Source organism: Kineococcus rubinsiae, from assembly GCF_011839805.1.
GTDB classification, from domain to species: domain Bacteria; phylum Actinomycetota; class Actinomycetes; order Actinomycetales; family Kineococcaceae; genus Kineococcus; species Kineococcus rubinsiae.
This window is the reverse complement of sequence record NZ_VWPY01000005.1, coordinates 135,364-155,692: the sequence shown is the minus strand read 5'-3', so window position 1 is coordinate 155,692 and position 20,329 is coordinate 135,364. Positions and strand designations below refer to the sequence as shown.

The following is a 20,329-nucleotide window of genomic DNA, read 5'->3' as shown; positions in this document are numbered from 1 at the left end:
GCAGCACTGGGTGCCCGGCAGAAGTTCATCCGCCCGCACTGCCCCTGGCAGAACGGCAAGGTGGAGCGGTTGAACCGGACCCTGGCCACCGAGTGGGCCTACCGGCAGGTCTTCACCAGCAACGCCGAACGGGCCGCAGCCCTTGCCCCGTGGATCGAGCACTACAACACTCAACGCCGTCACAGCGCACTCGGTGGCCTCCCGCCGGTCAGCCGCCTGTCACCAACGTGATGGCCAGGTACACCTAGGGGCGTAGCCAGAGCCGAGCAGCGCCCCACGAGCCGTCAGCGGCTCGCCGTGCCGCCCTGACATCACGGTCACGGACGTCACGGTCATGTCGATGAGCGCGCGCTCATGCCGCTGGCCGCGCGGGACGCGCGCTCATGGCGCGAAACGCGTGCATGACGAGCGGCCAGGCACCTCGCGGTCTCGTTGACCTTCGGATGTTTCAAGACGGCATCATGGACGACGTGGAAGACCTTCGCCGTGCTCGAGCCCGTGCTCTGCTGCGCCTGCTGACACCGGAGCAGATGCCCGCCTGGGCCACGGAGGCACTGATCAACGGGTACGACTCCCCCTTGCTGGCGGAGGTCGCAGGCATGGACGGCGGCGATGCTCTTGATGTCCGAGACGCCTTCACCGCTGCCCTCGACGAGCTGGGTGCCCCAACGTTGACCGAGGAGGACGCTCTCTGGGAGATGTCCCGCGCCTGGGCCCACGCCGCCGTGGAGGGGACCATGACGCCCTACGAGGCTGCCCGGCGCATCTGGCTGGACGCCTCCCTCGATCTCAACCAAACGGACGCCCTGATGCGCTTCGTCGGGCTGGCCAGCGAGTGGGCGGAATACCCCGAACACCGTGCCGCCTACGACGCCGCCATCCTCCAAGCGGCGCGGGACCTGCTCGCCGACGGCTGAGCGCACTCATGCGGTTGCCCGTCATGGTCGCTCGGCAGACCGGCCGCCGGCAGGTCACGCTCATCGAAGGGCAGCTCCCGCTGTTCGTAGGGCACCAGGCCGCAGCCGGGATACACCAAGAAGCCGTTCGCCGACGGCGCGCTCACGCCGCTGGTCGCGCGCGTACTGGTGAGCGAGCGGCCTGAGGACTCCTTGGGCAAGGTGCGTCCTAGTCACGTTGGCGGCGCGGCTCCTCCATCCCGTCCAGGTCCTCGCCGGCGTCGTCGTCGTCGGGTGACCAGTAGACCGTGGTTGTCCACCATGGTCCGTCTTCAGTCGTGTCTTGCGAGATGGTCACGTCCAGTAGTTCTGTCGGCGCGATCCCAATGCCTTCGACGCGGTCGGCCAAGCGGCGCAGCAGCCGTGGCAGGTCACTGCTGCCATCGTCGCGAGGGTTGCTCAGCGAGAAGTGTCGTGATGTCCAGTACTCAGCCACCCGCTGATCATGCCGCCAGAAGGCGCGCTCATGCCGCTGGTCGCGCGGAACGCGCGCTCATGCCGCTGGTCGCGCGCAACACGCGCTCACAGCGCTCACAGCGCTGATGACTCGGGCAATACGGTCCCCGCCGCCACCGAAACGGTGTCCAACGCTCCAGGGTCCAGACGGGCACCGGTTAGGAGAGTGCGCCCGGTGTCGTCCCCGGTGTTCACGGCACCGAACGAGACGCCGAACAGGTCCGCACCACGCAGATCGGCTCCCCGCAGGTCGCAGGCCGCGAACGATGAACCGCGAAGCGATGCCGAGCGAAGGTCCGCGTCGCGCAGATCGCACATCTTGAAGACACCTGCTCCAGCGTGGCCTGGCGCAGGTCCGCACCGGCGAAGGAGCAGCGATCGAAGCGCAGGTGCCGGGGACCGGATGACGACGTCAAGTCAGCACCGGCGAAGGAGATGCGGCTTAGCTGCTGCCCGTAGGTGGCGGCCGCCAGGTTCTGGCGTCCACCAGGGATGACCTCATCCGTGCTCACCATTGCAGTCTGCCTGACGCTCGACCTCGGCCCAAGATGCGCGCTCATGCCGCTGGTCGCGCGGTGGCCAGCGGCTGGCGACCCCCCCAGTCATGTCGACGACCGCGCGGTGTCGACCCTGGAAACGAACACCATCAACTGGGTCTCATGGTCCTCGTCAACGCCGCGTTCGCCGGTCGGCGCAAAGCCGGCCCGCTCCCAGGCACGCACCGCACGAACGTTGTCCACCGCCGGGTCGACCATCACCTCCTGCCAGCCCCGGGCGGTGAGGTCCTCAGCCAGGACCCGCGCAGCCGCCGGACCCACCCCGCGGCCCTGTTCGCCAGCGGCGATGAACATGTCCAGGCCGCACCCGTCGTCCTGCCACGCCTGGATGAGTCCCACCGGTCGTCCCGCCTTCTCGATGACGTAGACGGCCACCTCCGGCAAACGGTCGCCGATGTACTTCGCCAGCACCTCCTCCAACGGGACCGGCGCACCGCCCCACCACTGGTAGACCTCCTCCCGGCTCAGCCACGCGGCGATGATCTTGGCATCCCCACGAGCCGAGTACCGCAGACGTAGGCGCACCGGTGCCTCCACGATCAGCTCCGACGGGTAGCTCCAGGTCATTGCTCGACGCTAAGACAGGACGCCCGACTTCGCGGTCATGCTCCTGGTCGAGCGAAGGCGCGCTCATGCCGCTGACTGTGTGACTTCAAGGCGACGCCCGCACGGTTCGACGTACAGTCGACAAGTCGATGATCAAGAGAAGAGGCCACGTGACCCGCAAGTCCATGACCACACTGGCCTTCACCGGTCTGGCCGTCACCTGCGCTGTTGCCGTCGGCGCCTGGCAGCTACTCACCCCGACAGCACCGACGCACACCACACTCATCCCCACGAAGCAGGTGACCTCTGTGTCTGACACTCCTACCCCGTCGTACGCAGACGACGACGACAGCGACGAGGCCGACATCTGGCGTCTGAAGCAGGCGGACCTTGCCCGTGTCGACAGCCCTGAGGACCCGTTGCGCGACTTCGAGGGTCCCCAGGAGCCCATCCCCACCAGCGGCACCATCTACACCTCCTCCGACGACGAAGAGCTAGCCCTACTCCGGCAGCAGGAGTGGAACCCCGACCCCAACGACCCTCTGCGCGACCCTTCACAGCCCAGCGAAGGAGAAGGGCCAACGCAGATCAACCTCTCCTTTGACGAGGACTCGGATTCGTCGGAGCGTTGACTGGCGCCGGTGGCAGCCGCGGGTGCCTGCCAGCACCGCCACCAACGAACGATCACCCCTAGCGCCAGCGCGCTCATGCCGCTGGTCACGCGAAGGCGCGCTCATGCCGCGATCCGGGGGCGGTCGCGGTGCCGGCGACGTCCAGTCCCGTCGAGGTCCAGCCGGCTCAGATGGATGGCGGCCTGGTGCGGGGATGCCTGGTCGCGCGCCTCACCGCGGCGATGGCAGCACCACCTCGTGGGAGCCGACAACAGCGCGATCATCGAAGATAGCGATCGACAGACGCGTGACCCCAGACGGTGGCAACGGCAGGTAGCGCTCGATCGAGGTCGTCGTCCCCTCCGCGCCGCCTTCACCGCTGCGCGAGCCGTAGGAGGTGCCGACGTCGTCACCGACCAGCACTCGAAGCCCTTGTAGCCGTTCCACGATCCGCTGTTCCACCCACTGCTCGACGCTCATGGCAGGGTCCCCGTCACGCACAGGCGCCCCCGCGGCTTGCGCCAGGTCGGCGTCTGGCCGCTGCGGTCCGCCCGGACCAGCAGCGGCCCTTCGCCCGTGCAGCACGACGCTGACGTGGTTGGCCAGCATCAACTGCACTAGGACCACCTGCACCTCGCCGATTCCGGCGACGTCGACGCGGCCGATCGTGACGGCGTTGAAGTCGGCGCGGACACGAGGAACCTGCGTGATGGTGACGCGGAAGACGTGGCCAGGATCGCCGTAATCGGCGTGCACGACTCCGCCATCTAGGCCGTCGAGCAACTCCATGCTCAGGGTGTCGGCGGGCAGCGGGTGCGTACCCCCGCCCAAGACCAAGTGCTGCGTCGCGGTCCTTACATCAACCATGCGGCGACGCTAGGGCCACGTGGCCAGCGACACCAGGAGGCGCCTAATGCTGGGGCACTGACCGCACGGTCATGCCGCTGGTCGCGCGAAGGCGGCCAGCGACGTCGCCGCATGCCGATGTCCGGATGGTCGGAAGAGCCACGCCGGGACGGGCGCGGCGGGCGAGACTGGTCTCATGCATGACCCAGAGCTGCAGCTGCTCACCGGCACGACCACGGCCGGCGTCGACGCCGAACTGGTGCTGGTCGAGGTGGACAGCCTGGCAGCGGCGACTGCGGCCCTGCTCGAGCTCACCACGGGTCGCGGCGACTTCGGGCTCCTCCTCGTCTGCGACGCCCGGTTGGAATCCGTCGAGGACATCAGCGCTCTGTCCAGGGCTTCGTTGCTTGCCGGGATGCACTGGTTCAGCTCCTGGGGCCCGGACTGTGAACGCGTCCACGATATCGTCGACGCGGACATCGTCGGTTTCGTCATCGAGGGTGAGGACCGTGCGGCTGCGGTTGGCCAGCCTGCTCCTGCTTGCGACCTCGTCATGACGACTTGGCACGACGATGAACCGCTGAGCGAAGCGGTCGAGTTCTTCTGGACCTGCGCCGTGCCTGCGGGTGAGCAGCACGACAGCGGGCTACGCGTCCTCGTCACGGTGGCGATGCCCGAGGTGACCAGTGAGATCCTGGTCGCCGTCGCCGATCTGTCCTGAGGGGTCACGGCCCCGGTCGCGGCGGCGCGCCGCGTGAGCACTCTCGCAGTCAACCTGCTGGTCCCGCTGACCATGCCCTAATGCCGCTGACCAGGACGTCGTCGACCTCGTGGACATGCCGATGTCCGTGAGCAGGAGATGGGGGCAGACTCGGTTGCTGTGACCAAGAGACCCCATGTCGACTGGACGGCCCAAGAGATGCAGGCTCTGTCCGACGAGGCCCTGCGCCAGTGCCGCGGTGAGGCGCAGCAGGCGGAGGCCCGCGCGGACGCGCCCGGGATGGGCCGGTCTACAAAGGGACGTCGCTTGTGGCGCAGGAACCGTGAACTCGTCGAGGCAGAGTTAGCGCTGCGCGGTCTTGTCTAGCTGCTCAAACGCGCGCTCATGCCGCTGGTCGCGCGCAACGCGCGCCAATGCCGCGGTGCGCGCTGGCGCCCGGTGGACCACAAGTTGCGCCTCAGACCGATCAGATGTCTGTGGGCGGCACGAGCCGCGAAGCGGTGGGAGCTCGTGCCGTCCACAGGTGGTCAGGGGGCTCTCATGCACACCGCGCTGCCTCGGCGGCGGCAGCGCCTCTTGGTAGTGGGGCGTCAGTGCCCTGCGCGCGGCGTCCTGAGGTAGATGGCCCGTGCGTTGCCCTCCTCGCGCGCGGGCCGCGTCGCGTGAGGAGCCGGCTCTCAACGCTCGAGCGGGGGCCTGCCGGTAGGGCTGGCGGTGGGGGTTGTGGGGCGTGGCGACGGCCCGGTCTGGCGGGTGTGCTCGCTGGCCGCGTCTGCGCTCGAGCGTGACTGGGTGGAGTGGGAGGTCGTGCTGGGGAAGGCGGCTGCGGAGGTCCGCGCGATGTCGGCGATGGTCCAGCGTTCGTCGGCGACGCGCAGCGTGTCGGTGAAGTCGGCGGCGACTGCTGCGCGCAGTTGGTGGCCGTTGAGGCCGGCGTGCGCGGCGGCTTCGACCAGGCCGGTCAGTGACGCGTTCGGCCCGGTGCGGTCGGCGTGGGTGAGGACGGAGCTGACGGCGCTGAGAGGGGCGCCGTCCATGAACATGGCGGCCGCCGCGGCGCTGGCGCACGCCGGTCGCAGCTCGGGGGGTGCACCGCGGTAGACGTCGACCAAGGCGGTGACCCGTGCGCTGTCGCCTGAGGCGGCGATGAGGACTGCGTCGCGGGTGGTCAGGTCGATGGTGACTAGGTGGGCGATGACGGCTTGCTTGGCGGGGTCGCTGCCGCGTGCTTGCGCGAGCTGGTTGAGGTAGCGAGCGGCCACGTCGGCGCGCAGCGACGGCTTGGCGTGCACGCCGATGGCGTCGGCCTGGTCGGGCCGCAGTGCGGTGAAGGTGGCCGTGGTCAGGGGTGCGTAGTGGGCGCTGAACTCTGCACGGTTGGCCGCGGGAGCGGCGCGCTCGCGCAGGACGGTGCGCGCCGCGGTGTCGGGCAGTGGCCGCGAGTTCGACCACGTCATGTCGTCGTGGGCGAGGGTGCGGACACGGGTGCCTTTGACGTGCGCCAGGTAGAACACGTGGGTGGGCCCGTCGGCCAGCGCGGTGCGCAGCTGCGCGGCGTTGAGGTCGCCGGCTGGGCCGTAGCCGGTGAGCACGATCATCGCGGTCTCGTACTCACGCTGGGGACGCCGCAGCTGAGCGGCGATGTCCTGGAGCAGGGCCGTACGGTCGCCGCCTTCGGGGAGGTCGACGACGGCGTTGAACTGGAAGCGGTTGGAGGCGCTGAAGGCGCTGACGACGACCGCGCCAGGCGCCGGCTGGTAGCCGATCTGACCGGGTAGATCGGCAACGAAGGTGTCGCCGTTCAGCCGTTCCACGGGGCGCTCCGGGGGGGCTCACGAAGCACCGCCGCCCGTGCGCCAGGTCCGACGCGCGCGGCTGCCGCGCCGTAGAAGCCGCAGCCGTCACAACTCCACGAAGTGGACCTCCTTGCAGCTTCCGCTGGGGTCTAACCCGCAGTCAGAGCGCGGCACCTTGTCCGCGGCGCTACCCGGAGGGCCAACTTTGACGGGCGGAGCAAGCTATACATTTAGGTTCCCTAAATGGCTTGTCCCTCTCGACCTGCGGCCGGAGAGGGGGCACACTGGTCGTGTGATCCCCGCGGGCGGGGTCGCTGCGCTGGGCCGGAGAGGAGGCACGACATGGGTGAGTCTGTGGAGGTTGGGACCACGCCGGAGACGTCGGTGTCTGCGTCTGCATCCACCCCCACGTCTGCCTCCCTCGCTGCCCCTCCTGCTGAGTCGGAGGTCGGGTCGGCTTCTGGCCCGGCTGGTCGGTTGTTCGCGCGCCGGCGGCGGGCGAACGCGGCGGGTGGGCGTCAGCACCACCACAAGGTGATGGTGACGCCGGAGGAGGAGGGGACGCTGGCGCGGTTGGCGTTGGCGCAGCGGGTGACGATCCCTCGTCTGCTGGTGGAGTCGGCGTTGTCGGCGCAGGCCTCGGAGACGCCCACGGAGCGGCGCAACGCGCTGGCTGAGTTGTTCGCGGTGCACCGGCTGCTGGCGGCGATCTCGAACAACGTTAACCAGATCGCGCGGGCCACCAACGCCACCGGCGAGGTGGGCGAGGACCTGGCGGCGACGCTTCGCGCGGTGCGCCGTACCGCGGAGCGGATCGACGCGACGGTGGACGTACTCAGCGGCGTCCCGGCCACGCCGGCACCAGCTACTGCGGCACCAGCTGGTGGGGTGTCGCGGCGGTGATGCCGAACGTGGTCCGCGGGGACCGGATGGCTGGTCTGCTGGTGTACCTGGCCGGGCCCGGGCGGACCAACGAGCACACCGAGCCGCACCTGGTCGCGGGTGACCAGGCACTGCTGGCTTGGTACGGCGACAACGAGCTGGACCGCGACTCCGCGTTGGCCATCGCCCGTCACCTGGACCGGCCCAGCAAGGCCTTCGGTGTCGAGATTCCCGGTGGTCATGTGTGGCACTGCTCGCTGTCTTTGAGCGCTGAGGAAGGGATGCTCAGCGACGAGCGCTGGCAGGAGATCGCCGGCGACTTCGTCACCGCGATGGGCTTCGACGACAACCAGGGAACGAAGGCTGCATGCCGCTGGGCGGCGGTGCGTCACGGGGTCTCCGGCAACGGCAACGACCACGTCCACCTGGCGGTGAACCTGGTCCGTGAGGACGGCACGAAAGCGTCGGTGCACAACGACTTCAAGACCGCCCAGGCCGCCTCGCGGGCATTGGAAGTGAAGTACGGGCTGCAGCGACTGGAGTCGGTCACCGCGCAGCGTTCGACGCGAGGCTTCAAGCCCGCCGAGCGTGAGGCGCAGGCACGCGCTCGGGCGCAGTCCAAGCACGAACGTCTGCGCGCAACGCGTGCGACCGAGACCACCGTCCCCGGTCTTCCTGAGGGGCTGCCGGTGGGGGCGCCGGTCTTGGCGTGGGAGCAGCTCAGTGGTGCGCAGCGTCAGCAGCGGATCGCCGAGCAGCTGCGCGCCGGTCAGCCTCGTGAGGCGCTGGCGTTGCGGGTGCGCGCGGCAGCGACCGCGGCGGCTGACGAGGGCGAGTTCGTGCGCCGGATGCGTCGCTCCGGGCTGCTGGTGCGGGCCCGCTTCGCGGAGGGCACCACCGACGTCGTGACCGGCTACTCCGTGGCCGCCAGGCCCGAACACGGTGAGCGCCCGATCTGGTACGGCGGCGGTCATCTGGGCCGCGACCTGACCCTGCCGCGACTGCGCAGCGAGTGGGAGGACACCCCCACCGGGGCCAGCGCCGCGGCCGCGGAATGGACTGCAGCCAAGCGTGGTCGCCGCGTCGTGGCAGCGGGTCGTGAGACCCGCGAGGTCACCGGTCAGGAGTGGGCTGAGCAGGACGCCAAGCTGCGCGAGCTCGTCGACCGCCTGCGCCAGGTTCCCGTCGACGACCGCGACACCTGGGCGACCGTCGCGCGCCAGACCGCGGGGGCGTTGGCGGCGTGGTCCACGGCCACCGAGGCCGTGCCCGGTGACCTGGCCGCGGCGGCCGAGGCGCTGTCACGTTCTGCGCAGACCTACCGGCGCACCACTCCCCCGGCTCGTCTCGGAACCCACGCCATCACCGGCTTGGCGATGCTCGCGGCCAGCGCCAGCCGGGGCGGTCAGGGACCCATCGGGCAGGCCGCGCTGATCAGCTCCGTGCTGCGCCTGACCCAGGCCGTCTACGACCACGCGGTGGTCAGCGAGCAGCATCGCCAGGCGCGGCTGCTGGCCGGTGAGACCCGGGCTCAGTTGATGCGCGTGCGCGCCGCCCACAGCGCCACGCAGCACCCGACACCGCGGCCTGGACGCGGAGCCTCCGAGGCGGCCAGTGGGCCCGTGGCGGCGACCGCGACGTTGGAGCGGCCCGCGTCCTACGCCCAGCCCGAGCCTGCAGCTGGAGCGCAGGTGAGTGCGGAGGTGCAGGAGATGTTGGAGCGCATGAACGCGGCCTTCCCGCAGGCACCACGTCCTGGCTCGCCCCTCCCGTCGAAGCTGGCCGACGAGCGCGCCAAGCACCACACCGACCCGGCCGCGGACCGCGGCCAGGAACGCTAGGAGGAGAAGCGTCGGGCGACGCCAAGGTCGATGGAGCAAGAGGGCGGTTGAAGTAGGGGCGCAGGTCCGTGTCCAGCTGACCACCACCGCCCAGCTCGTGGGAGTGGCGCTGCGCACACGCTGGGAGCCGCTCCGTCGGAAGCAAGGCGCAGATGAGCGCGACGCCGATGAGCGGGCCTCACGGCTGGCTGATGGCAGCGTGCTGGACACGCGGAGCTGACCAACGTGGACCACAGCTAGCCGTCACACGGCGCCACTCCCCCACGACGTCGCCCATGCCGCCCTCGCCCACATCTCCGCGTGATCGTAGGCGGGAACGATCACCAAGGCCGCACGTGCACAGGACCGGGGTGCGCACCAGCTATGACCCCATCCCAGTACCCACACCGCCGGTGCGTAGGCCCACTCTTGGTGTAACTGAGCCGGCCAAGGCGTCGACACGGAAGTCAAGCACGGGCGGCAAGGCCGTCACCTGAAGACGTCCACGCCGCCAAGGTCCACACGCCCTTTCCGCTGGACGCCGTGGTCCAGAGGGCAATGACGACTCGTGCAGCTGTGAGCAAACACCGGCTGTTAGGCGCTGGCCAGAGATGTACGAACGGCGACACGCCGCCCCGCCTCCCCCGCTTTGCCGTCAAAGATCGATTGGATCGTGCGCATGGCACGAGTCAAGGGCGCCGCGGTGCGACCCAAGCGGGCAGCAGCAGCACCGTTCCCCAAGACGCAGGTCGACCCGGGCAACCTCGCGGAGTTCCGGCGCGCCCGTGACGCCCGCAACGTCAGCTTCTCGATCCTCACCGACGAGTTGCTGGGCCGTGCCATCTACGACGAGGACGGCAGGCTCGTTGGCCTGCGTCCCGCCGACGTTCCCTTGCAGCAGGAGATGCCCTTGAAGACGGCGTAACGACGGAGAGCCCCCCGCTTGGCGGCGGGGGGCTCTCCATAAGTCTCGCGGATCGGCACCCGGCTACCAACCAGCCCGATCCGCTGAACAGGTCCCGCTCTCGCGGGCCCTGCCTTTCTCATGCCCCTGGCGGGAGGCACATGCCTAGCGTACGACAGCACTCCGAGGATCGACTACCCGATGCGCGACGTGTCGCGCCGGTCCGGGCCGATTCCTCTCGTTCGCGCACCCTGCGTCGTGCACTGGACGACCAGCTGTTCATCGCCGGGCCGTGGCTGGCGATCGACGCGGCCAATGCTCCGGTGAAGGGGGTGCGCCCGGCCACGTTGAGTCAGGCGCTAGCCCTGGTCGGTCAGGGGCGGGTGGCCAGCGTGGTCGGCACCCTGCGCAGCGAGGTGGTCGGTGTCGACATCGACTCCCCCACCTTCGCCGGCGAGATCCTGGACACCCTGGTCGCCTTCTGCTCCGACCGTGGCCTGTGGCGCCTGGTGCGCCCCTCTGGCGGCGCGGACGGTCGAGCGCACCTGCTGCTGGTGCCCGGTGTGCACCGTGGCGAGCTCGAGGACCTCGTTCTGCGGCTGCGCCGGGAGCTGGGCCGTAAGGCCGACCCGGTCACTGGCCGGGCTTCAGCTCCCCTGGGCCGTCACCACGTCGATGTCCGCCGGCAGCTGCGCCCGTTGAGCGCCCCGCACCGCTGCAAGCCCACCCCTCTGCTGGACGAGGACGTCATGGCGGCCGCGCTGGCGGGCCTGAGCGACGCCCTGCAGGCGCTCTCTGCCCGCCTCCGCGAGGCCCGGGACGGCGACGGAGCCTCTCAGGCGTCGTCGTCGGTGAGGTCGCGGCGGTCCTCCCCTCCTCCCGCACCGGTCGCGGCCGGCCTGGTGGAGCCGTTGAGTCCGCTCCCCCGCCCTCACCAGGACCTACCTGAGGGGTGGGCCGCCTACCTGCGTGCGGGGAGGTCGGCGGCTGCCGAGGCGGGGCTAGATCGTGAGCCGGACAGTCGTTCCACCATCGAGTACGACGCCACCCGCGCGATGGTCCTGGCGGGCTGGAGCGAGGAGCAGGCGTGGCAGGCCATCGCCGTCGCTCACCGCAGCGCCTTCGTGAAGGCCCGCTCCAACGGGCGCAGGTGGTGGTGGCACGTCTGGAACTACGCCGTCAGCAGCGCCGATGCCTGGCTGAGCGTGCACCGTGCCGCGGCCGCCGCACGCGGCACCAGCGCCACCGTCGTCGACGAGGCGGTGGCGTGGGCCCTCGCGCGTGCTGACGGCGAGCTGGAGGCGGTGTGGCGGTCCTGGCCGGCGCAGTCGCGTCACACCCGCCGGGAGCTGTACCGGTACGTGCTGGAGCGGATGCGGCGCCGCGGGGCGACCGCGGTCGCGCTGCCCCAGCGAGATGTCCTGCTGGACGCGGCCATCGACTCCCGCAACACCGTCGCCGCCGCGCGGGACGCTCTCATCGCCGCTGGGCTGCTGGAGGTCGTGGCCACCCACCAGCGCGGCAGCACCGATACCGCGGACACGTGGTGCCTGCCGCAGCGGTTCAGCACGTCCACGACCACGTCCGGCCCGGAGGATGTCGGCAGGGGTGTGGGGCACTTTGAGCCATCTAGGGGTACACCCCCCCAGCCGACCTCCCCCCTCCCCCTGCTTCTACGCCGAAGCCTCGGTCTGCCGCGCGCCCACCTGCTGGAAGCTGCCCGCGCCCACGTGGGTCCGGTTACTCCAGCTCTCCTCGCCCACGCCGCAGGCATCACGACGTCGCTGCGTCCGTCCCTCGTCGGCGTGACTGCGCCCGAGGCCGCGATGGAGACGGTTCTCACCCGGGAGCAGGAGCGGACGATGCGTGCCCACCTGCAGGCCCTTGCCACTCACCAGCTCGTCGTCGTCGACGCCTACGGCCGGTGGAAGGCCACCGAGCCCGTCTCCGTCATTGGCGACGACGCGACCCCTCAGGACGCCGGTGTGGCGCGGCTCGAGTACGTCGCGCTGGAGGAGCTCGGTCGCGACCGGCAGGACACGATCCGGCGGGCGGTGGCGAGCGAACGGCGTGAGTACCGCGCCGCCGTGGACCCCACCGCCCGACGACACCGTTGGGAAGCCCAGCGCCAGCAGGTCCTCACCCGCCAGGCCAAGGTCGATCTCGCCCGGCAGAAGGCGTGGTGGAACGGCCTGGACGACCGCGCTCGTCGCGTGCAGACCGCGGCCGCGGCCGCGGTGTTCGCGGCCCTCTCCCCCACCGAGCAGGCCCAGCGCAAGCACCAGCTCGCGGTGCGCCGTGCCCGGGTCGGGCTCGTCGAGCGCGACCGGTACACCGCCTGGTGGCACGGGCTGAGCAGTGAGGAACGGGACAGGCGCAGTGTCACCCGCGCCTGGGCCTTTCACCGCCTGCCCGAGGACACCCGAGCCAGCCTGGTCGGCGCCTGGAGCGAGCACCGGGCCCGCTGGAACCTCCCCCAACCGCGTCGCACACCGCCCTCACCGGCCCCGCCCGCCAGCTTCGACCTGACGTCGGGCCTGGTCATCGACCTCACGGGACCGCCCGAAGAGGTGCAGGACTCGCTCCTGGACCTGCTCACCACCGTTACCGGCGGCCAGCCCGCTGACCGCGAGCTCGTCGCGGGCACGGCCCGGTGACGTCGCACGAGGCACGCGACGCCACTACCTACAACGCCGGGTCCTGTGGTGCCGGGTCCTGCGGGACGCACTCGACGTGCACGAAGCAGGTGAGACCCGCGATGAGCGGGACTTCGACGTACTCGTCGCCGTTCTCGACGCTCTCGCCGCACCCCTGACAGCGGCGCCCGCGCGGGCGCCGCGGCTGATCCTCGTGGCGCAGCTCGGCGAGGAAGTCCTCCAGCCCCGGCGGCGGCCACCAGCCCTTGGGCCGGCCGTCGACGGGTGAGACGCCGATCGGTACGACCGTCACCCCCGCCATGCTCAACCCGACCGCGAGGTCCTCGGGCAGGAGATCAGCCTCGTCCAGGCGCAGCAGGCGGCCTCGGTCGACGTCGTCGAGCTCGGCGAACCATGTCCGCACCGCGTTGGCCTGCCTCACCCGCATCGCTCCTCGCTCTGCTCGTCGCCAGCCTTGCCCGACCGGGTCACTGGCTGACCCCACCTCAGTTCCACTCCCCCGGCGTCCAGTGTGTCTTGACGGCGGGCGCGAGCCTTCAGCGACAACCATTGGGAGGTATGTCGGCAAGGTTTGACCGCTAATGTATAACGTCTAAACTAATAACTAAATAAGGGTAAAGTATACCGTTTGATTAATATTATTAAGAACTAACAACAACATATCTAATAGGAGCGGGACCGGTGACACTTTCTTATGAATAACTGCTACGGTAGATACGTGCTGCGCCTGAATGTCGAACGTTGTTGTGAACAACGTTCCTAGTTGCTAGGATGCTCGCATGCCCAAGATCATCACGGTGGCCGCCCGCAAGGGAGGCGTAGGCAAGACGACCATTGCCTACGAGCTGGCCTACTTGCTGGACGCGCCGCTCGTCGACCTTGAGTTCGACGATGGATCGGCCACTCGCATCTGGGGTTACCGGCATGAGGCGCGTACACGAGCTCCACTGCTGGATGCCATTGAGCGAGGCACGGTCCCACGACCGCTCAAGGGACACCGCAAGCCCGATTTGGTGCCCTGCCATCCGGACTTTCAGCTGAATCAACCGGACGCCGACACGATGGCTAACATCCTCGACACCTGGGCGGGGGAGTGGGGCCGCGACTTCGTGGTGGTCGACACTCACGGTGGAGGCTCACCATCCGGCGACGGCGCCATCGCCGCCGCCAGTAGCGTCGTGGTCCCCGTGCCTTTGCGCACGAAGGACCTCAACGCCACCGAGAGCATGGTCCGAGAGATGCCGGACTTCCCACTGGTCTTGGTCCCGAGCATGGTTCCGCGCGTGCCGCCGGCCCCCGAGATCAACCGCATTCGCACCATTATCGAAGGTACGCCCGTGACTGTGGCGAGCCCTGTTCCTTACGTACGGGGCATCGAGACGCGCAAGAAGCGCATCGCACTGACTTCTGAGAACCCCACACCCAAGGCGTACGTCGCCTTCGCCGACGCTATGCACCAGCTCGCCAGCTTCTTGAAAGAGGACCACCTGTGAGCGTTCCCCCTGACGGGCTGGAGGCCCTGATGCAGCAGCGAAGCGCTAGCAAGCGCGCCAAGCGCGCCATGCCGCCCCCCCGTCACCCTCGGCGAGCCGACGGCACTTCCACGGCGAAGCCGGTCGAGGAGGTCACCAGCCCAGCAGCGCCCAAGGCGAACCGCAGCACGGGTAGCGACATTGTGCCAACGCCGGCGGCCGAGTCCTCGGCTACGTCACCGCACCACATGATCCCGGCGCCTATCGCACCGCCCCTTCTCACCCCACAGGTGGTCACCCCGGCGGCTATTGATCGCACGTTGGACGCACTCAGCGACATGCCGACCTCGGCCTCGAGCAGTCAGTCCCGACCTGTCGGGGGAGTGGGCCCCAGCAACGCTGTCCCGGTCGTGACCACAGCCGACACGCCCGTCGGCAAAGTCAAGCCCCTGACGGTGAGCCTTGACGAGAGCGACATTGACTGGCTCGACGACCTGCGCATCATCGGCATGCAACACCGACCGAAAATCGATATCGGACGGAGCTCAGTCCTTCGTTTAGCGCTGCGACGCCTGCGCGAGCAGATGACTCCGGAAGAGATCCGGGACTACCTGCAGGAGCGGGCCACACAGGCAGCCAGCACGCCAGGACGGCGACGGCTCTAATGAGTTAATTCTTCATAAGAGTCTATTAAACACCTTATGTATGTGTCCACACGAGCACATCTCGGGTTGAGTAACGGGAATCTACGTGTCTGCGCGCCGCCAGCGGAACCGTTCTGCCGGCCTGCTGAGCAATGCCGCACAGGGCTGCCACGTCACTCTTGCGGACGCGCTCAAGATCTTAGGTACAGGCGGTAGGACAGGGTGACGGTGGGTGATTCTCGTTAGTAGTGTGGTCAAGTTCCTGCAGGGAGACAGTAGTGGCGGCTGTAACGGCCATGTGGGTGGTGTCGATGTGACGGCTGAGTCCGGGGGACTCGCACTGTGGTCCGGGGGGATCTGCGGTCGTGGGACGGGCTCATGGGGGGGAACGCGGTGTCGCGTCTGGTGGTCGGGGGGTTGACCACCAGACGTCGCATCGGGACTTACCGCGGTGGGCGTGATCCCGGATCGCCCGTCACCACACGGTCGCCCGCGCACGACGCGGTGCGGCGAGCGGTCCGCCCGGGCGTCGTCGAGGACCTGCTCAGCGTCCTCGGGGCTGGCGAAGCCCTCGGCCTCCCAGCCGCTCTCGTGGCCGATGACCTCGCCGTGCGGGGTCACCACGTGGACGACCTGACCGTTGACCACGTCGACGACCGCGGCGTCGAGCTGCTCGAGCAGGGGATCGGAGCCGTCGTCGCAGGCGTCGCACCCGCAGAAGGGCAGGCTGGCCAGCAGGACGGCCGGCTCCCCGGTGCTGACGGCGACGATGTTGTCCTCGCAGCCGTCGAACCCGCGGTAGCTGATCAGCAGCGGCTGGGCGCCGGTGCGCTGCGGGCGCAGCCAGTGCGCGCGGGTGGGGGAGACGTCGTAGGGCAGGCCCTTGAGCCAGGCCGCCGGGGCGTCAGCGGGCTTCAGCGGCTCCACCGTGGCCAGACCCAGCTCGGTCAGAGCGCGCGTCCAGACCGCGGCTCGAGCGGTAAGGACTGCATCGATGACTTCGGCACCCGTCAGGGGTCTATGCGGCAGGCGGCCCGCAAGGGGCCTAAGGACGAAGAGGAGCTTCACCGTGCGCATGGCCTTCATCAACGTGCCCGTGGCGGACAAGGAGACGTCGAAGTCCTTCTACTCCGCCCTCGGCTTCACGCCGAACCCTCAGTTCGAGAGCGACACCACGGCGTGCATCCTCGTCGAGGAGAACATCTTCGTCCTCGTCCACGAGCCAGAGCGGTGGAAGGACTTCCTGCACTCGGAGCCTGCGCCCGCAGGGACGACAGCGTTCATGATCGCGTTGTCGGCGGACAGCCGCGATGAGTGCGACACCCTCAAGGCCAAGGCGCTGGCCAACGGCGGGTCCGAGTACGGCCCTGCGCAGGACTTCGGCTTCATGTACGGCACCAGCTTCCGCGACCCTGATGGTCACGTCTGGGAGGTCACCTGGATGGACGTCGCCGCCGCCGCCGAGGCCGGCGGCATCAACTCGCCGTCCTGATCCGGTGATCTGCTCGGGCGGCCACTGCTGGATCGTGGTGACCGCCCGAGTATCACCGCACATCAGCCACCGGATCGGCAGGCGGCCACAGCCGGTGATCGACCTGCCTGGCGATCACTCACACGCCGCGACAACTGGGCGGTCGCCAGACGCTGTCTGCCGCGCGACCAGCGGCAGAACCGGTAGATCGGCCGAGCCACCGGAGGCCTGCTGGGGGGCAGACGGCGTGGTCATCGCTGGCGCAAGCTCAGACGCTGACAGCCTCAGAGATGCGCACGTCGCTCACATCTTCATCGATGCTCCAGCGCCCGTGCTGGATGAGGACACCGTCGTCGGCGATGCCCGCCCCGCCCTCGATGAAAGACAACGGCTGCCACTGCTCACCGAAGCGTCCCTCGAGTGCCGGCGCCTGCGGCAGCGGTGACTTCCACGGCTCGGATGCGTAGGACACGAAAATGCAGGCCAGGACATCACCGCGTGCGATCGCTGGTTCCCAGAAGCCGTCGACGTCACCGCCGGTCAGGGGTCGAGCAGCGGCGGGTACGGGCGTGGGGATCGTCGCGCCGCTGTGCCAGCCGGTGGCGGGCCGGAAGGCTTGTGCCTGGTGCGGGGCGTCCCAGCGGGTGACCTGCACCTCGGGGTCGCTGAGGCTGGCGTCAGTGCTGAGCCATTGCAGTGGGGTCCAGACACCGTCGACCAGGGCCTCGATGGTCAAGGGAGTCGGTTCATGGTCTGCAGGACCGTCCAGGACGGCGACGCAGTAGGCCACCTCGCGGGAGACCACGACCGGCGCGAAGGAGCCGCGTCGTCCCTCGGCGTTGACGATCTTCTGGGTCGTACCGAAGGTTCGCAGGGCAGTCGGCGAGTCAGCTGCGCTCATGAAGGCAACGTAGCGAGAACGACGCTGGCTCCTCAGGCGCCAGTTCCCAAGTGAGCGATCGTGCGACCATCGCATGACCGTAGATCTGAGTAGTCGAGTAGTCGAGCAGTCATTTGAGACGGTTTGAAGCCGCGAGGTCAGCGCCATCACCGTGCGCCCTCGGGCTCGATGGCACCCTTCGAGTACGCCCCCTGAGCCGCACCCCTGGTGCGCTCACCGGTCTTCCACGCCTGGATCGCAGCGTGACCGTCGGTTGACGGTGGACAGGTGCTCCACGAGACACGGTTGAGGCTGCAGATGAGTCTGCCGGGTTCGTTGGTGTCCCCGCTGGCGCCCCTGGGGGCATGTGTGGCTATGCCGAGGCAGGCCGGTCCGTGGGCATCGTGGGCATGCCGGTGGGCGGAGTGCCACCCGGTGCACCGCTGGGAGGGGGACCACCCGGTGCGCCGCCGGATCCGCCAGGTGCGCCGCCACCGGAGGGAGCCGATCCTGCGGTGGGGGTGGTGGAGGTGTCCACGCCGACCTTCAGGGAGACGTTGTAACCCGTGGTGGTGTCGCCGGTGACGGTGGCCAGCTGGGTGGAGGCGGAGTCGTCGCTGAAGACGTTGTCGCTGGCGAGGGTGACCGCGGCGAGGTTGGGAGCGGACTGCTCGTAGCCGGTAGTGGCGTAGACGGTGTCGCAGACGTCCTGGGGCAGCGCGAGCTGGGAGGTGGAGACCGCCTGGGTGGCGTCGCTGATGGACGCGACGTCGGGGTAGACCTCGAAGTGGACGTGCGGCCAGCGTCCGGAGTAGCAGGCGGGGAAGACGCTGGTGAAGGTGACGTCGCCGTTGGTGTCGGCGACCTGGACCCCGCGCAGGTAGTTCTCGTTCTCGATGCCTGAGGAGTACAGGGAGTACTCCCCGTCGCGGTTGCAGTGCCAGATGTAGACGGCAGCACCTTCCATGGGGGCGTCTTCGACCATGTCGGTGATGTTCAGGGTGAGGGTCATGGGGATGCCCTCGGCGGTGGTGGTGGAGGTGGCGAAGCTGGAGCGGATGTCGGAGCGCACGACACCGGAGACGGTCAGGACGTTGGCGCCGTTGGAGCCGTCGCCGGGATAGGGGCCGGCGGTCTCGTCGGGGATCTCGGTGAGGGCGCTGCTGCCTGTCGTCGAGCTGGACGAGGTCGAGGAGGTGGTGTCCCCATCACCGCAGGCAGCCAGGCCAAGCCCGGCGGCGCCCAGGCCGAGCATCCCGAGCACGCGGCGGCGGTCGAGGATGGTGGTGATGTCGAAGGCGAGGCCTTGGTCGTCGACGTCTTCGCTCCGGCGGGGCAGAGGACGGCCCTGGTAGGCGCGCTTCGGCCGCTGGGTCCCGGTGGTCCTTGCTTCAGTCACCTCTACAGCATCGGCGCACTCGGCAGGCACCTCACATGAGTGGACTGTGACTTGCCTGTGTAGACGAGTAGACAGAAGCGCAACCGCACGACGGACCCGGGGAGGTCTCAGCAGCCACTCACTGAAGATCGCGCTTGCCCTCGATCCGGCTGACGACCTACCGAGATCGTCGAGGCTCATGATGCTGCGCAGTACTGGCTGGGCGTCTCGGTAATGACCGGTTATGAGACGCGGTAGGGGAGTGGCCTCAGCGTGCGACCTGCAGCGGTATGCGGTGTCTTGCTGGCGGCGCTACAGGGCGGGCTAACTGCGCACTGAGCGCGGGATGACCGTGAAGTTGGATGTCCGTGAAGTCGCGCGGAGCGTGCGGCTTTACCTGGATGACGTAAAGCATCGTAAAGCTCGCAAGATGATCTTCACGACGCACTGAGCGGGCTAACCGCGAGGTTATGAACCCCGCGCTTTGCGGCGACTTTGAGGTCAGTGACAGTCCCTCATCGCGGGATGACCGGGCAGTCGAGTCCAAAGGCCGAGTTGTCGAGTCGTTGCTGGGTCAGCTCAGGCGTTGCAGGCTGACGGAGACCACGACGGGTACGACGAGCAGGAGCAGCAGGGCCGTGAACAGGAGGCCGTCTCGGCGACGTCGGCGCGTGGTGCTCACCGCGTCTTGCAGGGGGTCGACTACCGGGTCGACCGTGCGGGCGGTAGCGATGATCCACGCGGCGGCTACCAGCAGGCCGGGAACGAGCAGCACCGCGGCGGGGACAGCGACGTTGATGAGCGGTCCCATCCAGGCGTAGAGGACGGCCACTGCGGCGAGGGCGACCGTCACCAGCAGACCCCAGCCGAGGACGGTGGCGCGACGGGCGGTAACGACGACATCGACCAAGAGCGGCGCGACCACCGCGACGGCCACCGGGAGCACGATCTGGAACTCGGTCAACACGGCCGGTTGCCGGGTCAGCAGTGCGGTAACGCCGGCGACCGCCCACAACAGGCCCGCCACTCCTGCGGCGTTGCCTGCAGTGTCCAGTGCCCGTGCGGACCACCGTGCTGCGCTGCGGCCCGCGGTGAGGGCGTCGGCGTAGTCCTGGGGCATTCCAAAAGCGTCTACGGGGTCCTCGCCGCTGCTGGCGAGGTGGTCGCGGACCTCGGCCAGGACCTCACCGATGCGGTTTCCGGGAACGTCCTTCATGCGCAGCGCGAGCAGCAGCTCGTCGCAGTAGCGCTCGGCCACTTCCTCGGTGGTGTCCGTACGCAGGCCGGGGGTGGGGGTGTGCTCGGTCATCACTGCGCTCCTGCGTCGAGGGTTCGCGTGCTGGCGGGTGCGGGTGCTGCGCTGGTCGTCCCGGTGTCCGGTCCGTCGGTCAGGTCGCTGGTGAGGCGGGCGAAGGTGCGCCAGCGCGCCCCCTCCTGGAGCAGGCGATCGCGGCCGGTGAGGGTGATCTCGTACCACTTGCGGCCGGGGCCGGATTTGCCTTCGCGCCAGGTGGTGGCCACCGCGCCGGTCTCCTCGAGGCGGGCCAGGAGGGGGTAGAGGGTGCCGCCCTTGACGGTGCCCAGACCGAGGTCTCGCAGGTCGTTGCCGATGCGGTAGCCGTAGGTCTGTCCCTGGGCGATGACGGCGAGGACGGCGAGGTCAAGCACTCCTCGCAGCCACTGCGCAGGCCAGGGCTCCGGTGGGCTGTCGGCGGGGGCCACCGGATGATGG

General features: G+C 69.1%; 22 protein-coding genes. 11 read left to right on the top strand and 11 right to left on the bottom strand.

Going from position 1 to position 20,329, the window contains the following annotated elements:
* Together F1544_RS05295 and F1544_RS05290 are read left to right on the top strand one after the other, a co-directional pair.
* Positions 1–231, top strand: a 231-nt coding sequence (locus tag F1544_RS05295; RefSeq protein ID WP_167582948.1) for an integrase core domain-containing protein, incomplete at its 5' end; no start/stop codon positions are given.
* 230 nt (positions 232–461) lie between these two features.
* Complete coding sequence (locus F1544_RS05290; protein ID WP_167582945.1) at positions 462–917, top strand: hypothetical protein; 456 nt, start codon at positions 462–464, stop codon at positions 915–917.
* A gap of 208 nt (positions 918–1,125) precedes the next feature.
* Here F1544_RS05290 and F1544_RS05285 read toward each other — a convergent pair whose 3' ends face one another.
* The 3 genes from F1544_RS05285 to F1544_RS05275 all read right to left on the bottom strand — a co-directional run bounded on the left by F1544_RS05285 (position 1,126) and on the right by F1544_RS05275 (position 2,536).
* Entirely contained in the window at positions 1,126–1,392 is a 267-nt protein-coding gene (locus F1544_RS05285) for a hypothetical protein (protein ID WP_208971330.1), read from the bottom strand.
* A gap of 95 nt (positions 1,393–1,487) precedes the next feature.
* The gene (locus F1544_RS26830; protein WP_167582942.1) at positions 1,488–1,730 is read right to left on the bottom strand and encodes a pentapeptide repeat-containing protein; all 243 of its coding nucleotides are present in this window, start codon (positions 1,728–1,730) and stop codon (positions 1,488–1,490) included.
* A 284-nt stretch (positions 1,731–2,014) separates the two neighbouring features.
* Positions 2,015–2,536, bottom strand: coding sequence for a GNAT family N-acetyltransferase (locus F1544_RS05275; RefSeq protein ID WP_167582939.1), 522 nt, complete (start codon positions 2,534–2,536; stop codon positions 2,015–2,017).
* A 149-nt stretch (positions 2,537–2,685) separates the two neighbouring features.
* Here F1544_RS05275 and F1544_RS05270 point away from each other — a divergent pair, with 149 nt between their 5' ends.
* Positions 2,686–3,147, top strand: a complete 462-nt coding sequence (locus F1544_RS05270; RefSeq protein WP_167582936.1) for a hypothetical protein — start codon at positions 2,686–2,688, stop codon at positions 3,145–3,147.
* A 210-nt stretch (positions 3,148–3,357) separates the two neighbouring features.
* Here the strand turns inward: F1544_RS05270 and F1544_RS05265 are convergent, their stop codons facing one another.
* A complete protein-coding gene (locus tag F1544_RS05265) occupies positions 3,358–3,915 on the bottom strand; it encodes a hypothetical protein (protein ID WP_167582933.1) in 558 nt (185 codons plus the stop codon).
* A 253-nt stretch (positions 3,916–4,168) separates the two neighbouring features.
* On the opposite strand from F1544_RS05265, the gene F1544_RS05260 reads away from it, so the two are divergent.
* On the top strand, positions 4,169–4,693 hold the full coding sequence (locus F1544_RS05260) for a DUF7684 family protein (protein ID WP_167582930.1): 525 nt from the start codon (positions 4,169–4,171) through the stop codon (positions 4,691–4,693).
* A 677-nt stretch (positions 4,694–5,370) separates the two neighbouring features.
* Here the strand turns inward: F1544_RS05260 and F1544_RS05255 are convergent.
* The gene (locus tag F1544_RS05255; protein WP_167582928.1) at positions 5,371–6,507 is read right to left on the bottom strand and encodes a DUF4192 family protein; all 1,137 of its coding nucleotides are present in this window, start codon (positions 6,505–6,507) and stop codon (positions 5,371–5,373) included.
* A gap of 519 nt (positions 6,508–7,026) precedes the next feature.
* Between F1544_RS05255 and F1544_RS05250 the strand changes: the two genes are divergently transcribed.
* The 4 genes from F1544_RS05250 (at position 7,027) to F1544_RS05235 (ending at position 12,752) form a co-directional block, all read left to right on the top strand.
* Positions 7,027–7,392, top strand: a complete 366-nt coding sequence (locus tag F1544_RS05250; protein WP_244307953.1) for a MobC family plasmid mobilization relaxosome protein — start codon at positions 7,027–7,029, stop codon at positions 7,390–7,392.
* Between the two features lie 26 nt (positions 7,393–7,418).
* A complete protein-coding gene (locus F1544_RS05245; RefSeq protein ID WP_208971328.1) occupies positions 7,419–9,212 on the top strand; it encodes a relaxase/mobilization nuclease domain-containing protein in 1,794 nt (597 codons plus the stop codon).
* A 658-nt stretch (positions 9,213–9,870) separates the two neighbouring features.
* Positions 9,871–10,116 (top strand): hypothetical protein, encoded by a 246-nt coding sequence (locus F1544_RS05240; RefSeq protein ID WP_167582919.1) that lies wholly within the window; start codon positions 9,871–9,873, stop codon positions 10,114–10,116.
* A 362-nt stretch (positions 10,117–10,478) separates the two neighbouring features.
* Positions 10,479–12,752, top strand: coding sequence for a hypothetical protein (locus tag F1544_RS05235; RefSeq protein WP_167582916.1), 2,274 nt, complete (start codon positions 10,479–10,481; stop codon positions 12,750–12,752).
* Positions 12,753–12,780: 28 nt separating this feature from the next.
* Here the strand turns inward: F1544_RS05235 and F1544_RS23380 are convergent, their stop codons facing one another.
* A complete protein-coding gene (locus F1544_RS23380) occupies positions 12,781–13,173 on the bottom strand; it encodes a hypothetical protein (protein ID WP_208971327.1) in 393 nt (130 codons plus the stop codon).
* Positions 13,174–13,531: 358 nt separating this feature from the next.
* Between F1544_RS23380 and F1544_RS05225 the strand changes: the two genes are divergently transcribed.
* Positions 13,532–14,245, top strand: coding sequence for a ParA family protein (locus tag F1544_RS05225; RefSeq protein ID WP_167582913.1), 714 nt, complete (start codon positions 13,532–13,534; stop codon positions 14,243–14,245).
* Between the two features lie 389 nt (positions 14,246–14,634).
* Positions 14,635–14,889: a hypothetical protein gene (locus F1544_RS05220; protein WP_167582910.1), complete on the top strand. Its 255-nt coding sequence runs from the start codon at positions 14,635–14,637 to the stop codon at positions 14,887–14,889.
* A gap of 81 nt (positions 14,890–14,970) precedes the next feature.
* Here the strand turns inward: F1544_RS05220 and F1544_RS05215 are convergent, their stop codons facing one another.
* Positions 14,971–15,954: a DUF6226 family protein gene (locus tag F1544_RS05215; protein WP_167582907.1), complete on the bottom strand. Its 984-nt coding sequence runs from the start codon at positions 15,952–15,954 to the stop codon at positions 14,971–14,973.
* Here F1544_RS05215 and F1544_RS05210 point away from each other — a divergent pair.
* Positions 15,944–16,360 (top strand): VOC family protein, encoded by a 417-nt coding sequence (locus F1544_RS05210; protein WP_167582989.1) that lies wholly within the window; start codon positions 15,944–15,946, stop codon positions 16,358–16,360. The two genes, F1544_RS05215 and F1544_RS05210, sit on opposite strands and share 11 nt — an antisense overlap.
* Positions 16,361–16,607: 247 nt before the next feature.
* Here the strand turns inward: F1544_RS05210 and F1544_RS05205 are convergent, their stop codons facing one another.
* From F1544_RS05205 to F1544_RS05190, 4 genes are all read right to left on the bottom strand, one after another.
* Positions 16,608–17,240 (bottom strand): hypothetical protein, encoded by a 633-nt coding sequence (locus F1544_RS05205; protein ID WP_167582904.1) that lies wholly within the window; start codon positions 17,238–17,240, stop codon positions 16,608–16,610.
* A 352-nt stretch (positions 17,241–17,592) separates the two neighbouring features.
* On the bottom strand, positions 17,593–18,618 hold the full coding sequence (locus F1544_RS05200) for an intradiol ring-cleavage dioxygenase (RefSeq protein WP_308469882.1): 1,026 nt from the start codon (positions 18,616–18,618) through the stop codon (positions 17,593–17,595).
* 553 nt (positions 18,619–19,171) lie between these two features.
* A complete protein-coding gene (locus tag F1544_RS05195) occupies positions 19,172–19,906 on the bottom strand; it encodes a hypothetical protein (RefSeq protein WP_167582898.1) in 735 nt (244 codons plus the stop codon).
* The gene (locus F1544_RS05190) at positions 19,906–20,319 is read right to left on the bottom strand and encodes a PadR family transcriptional regulator (RefSeq protein ID WP_167582895.1); all 414 of its coding nucleotides are present in this window, start codon (positions 20,317–20,319) and stop codon (positions 19,906–19,908) included. The genes F1544_RS05195 and F1544_RS05190 overlap by 1 nt, the downstream gene beginning before the upstream one ends.
* Positions 20,320–20,329: the final 10 nt, after the last annotated feature.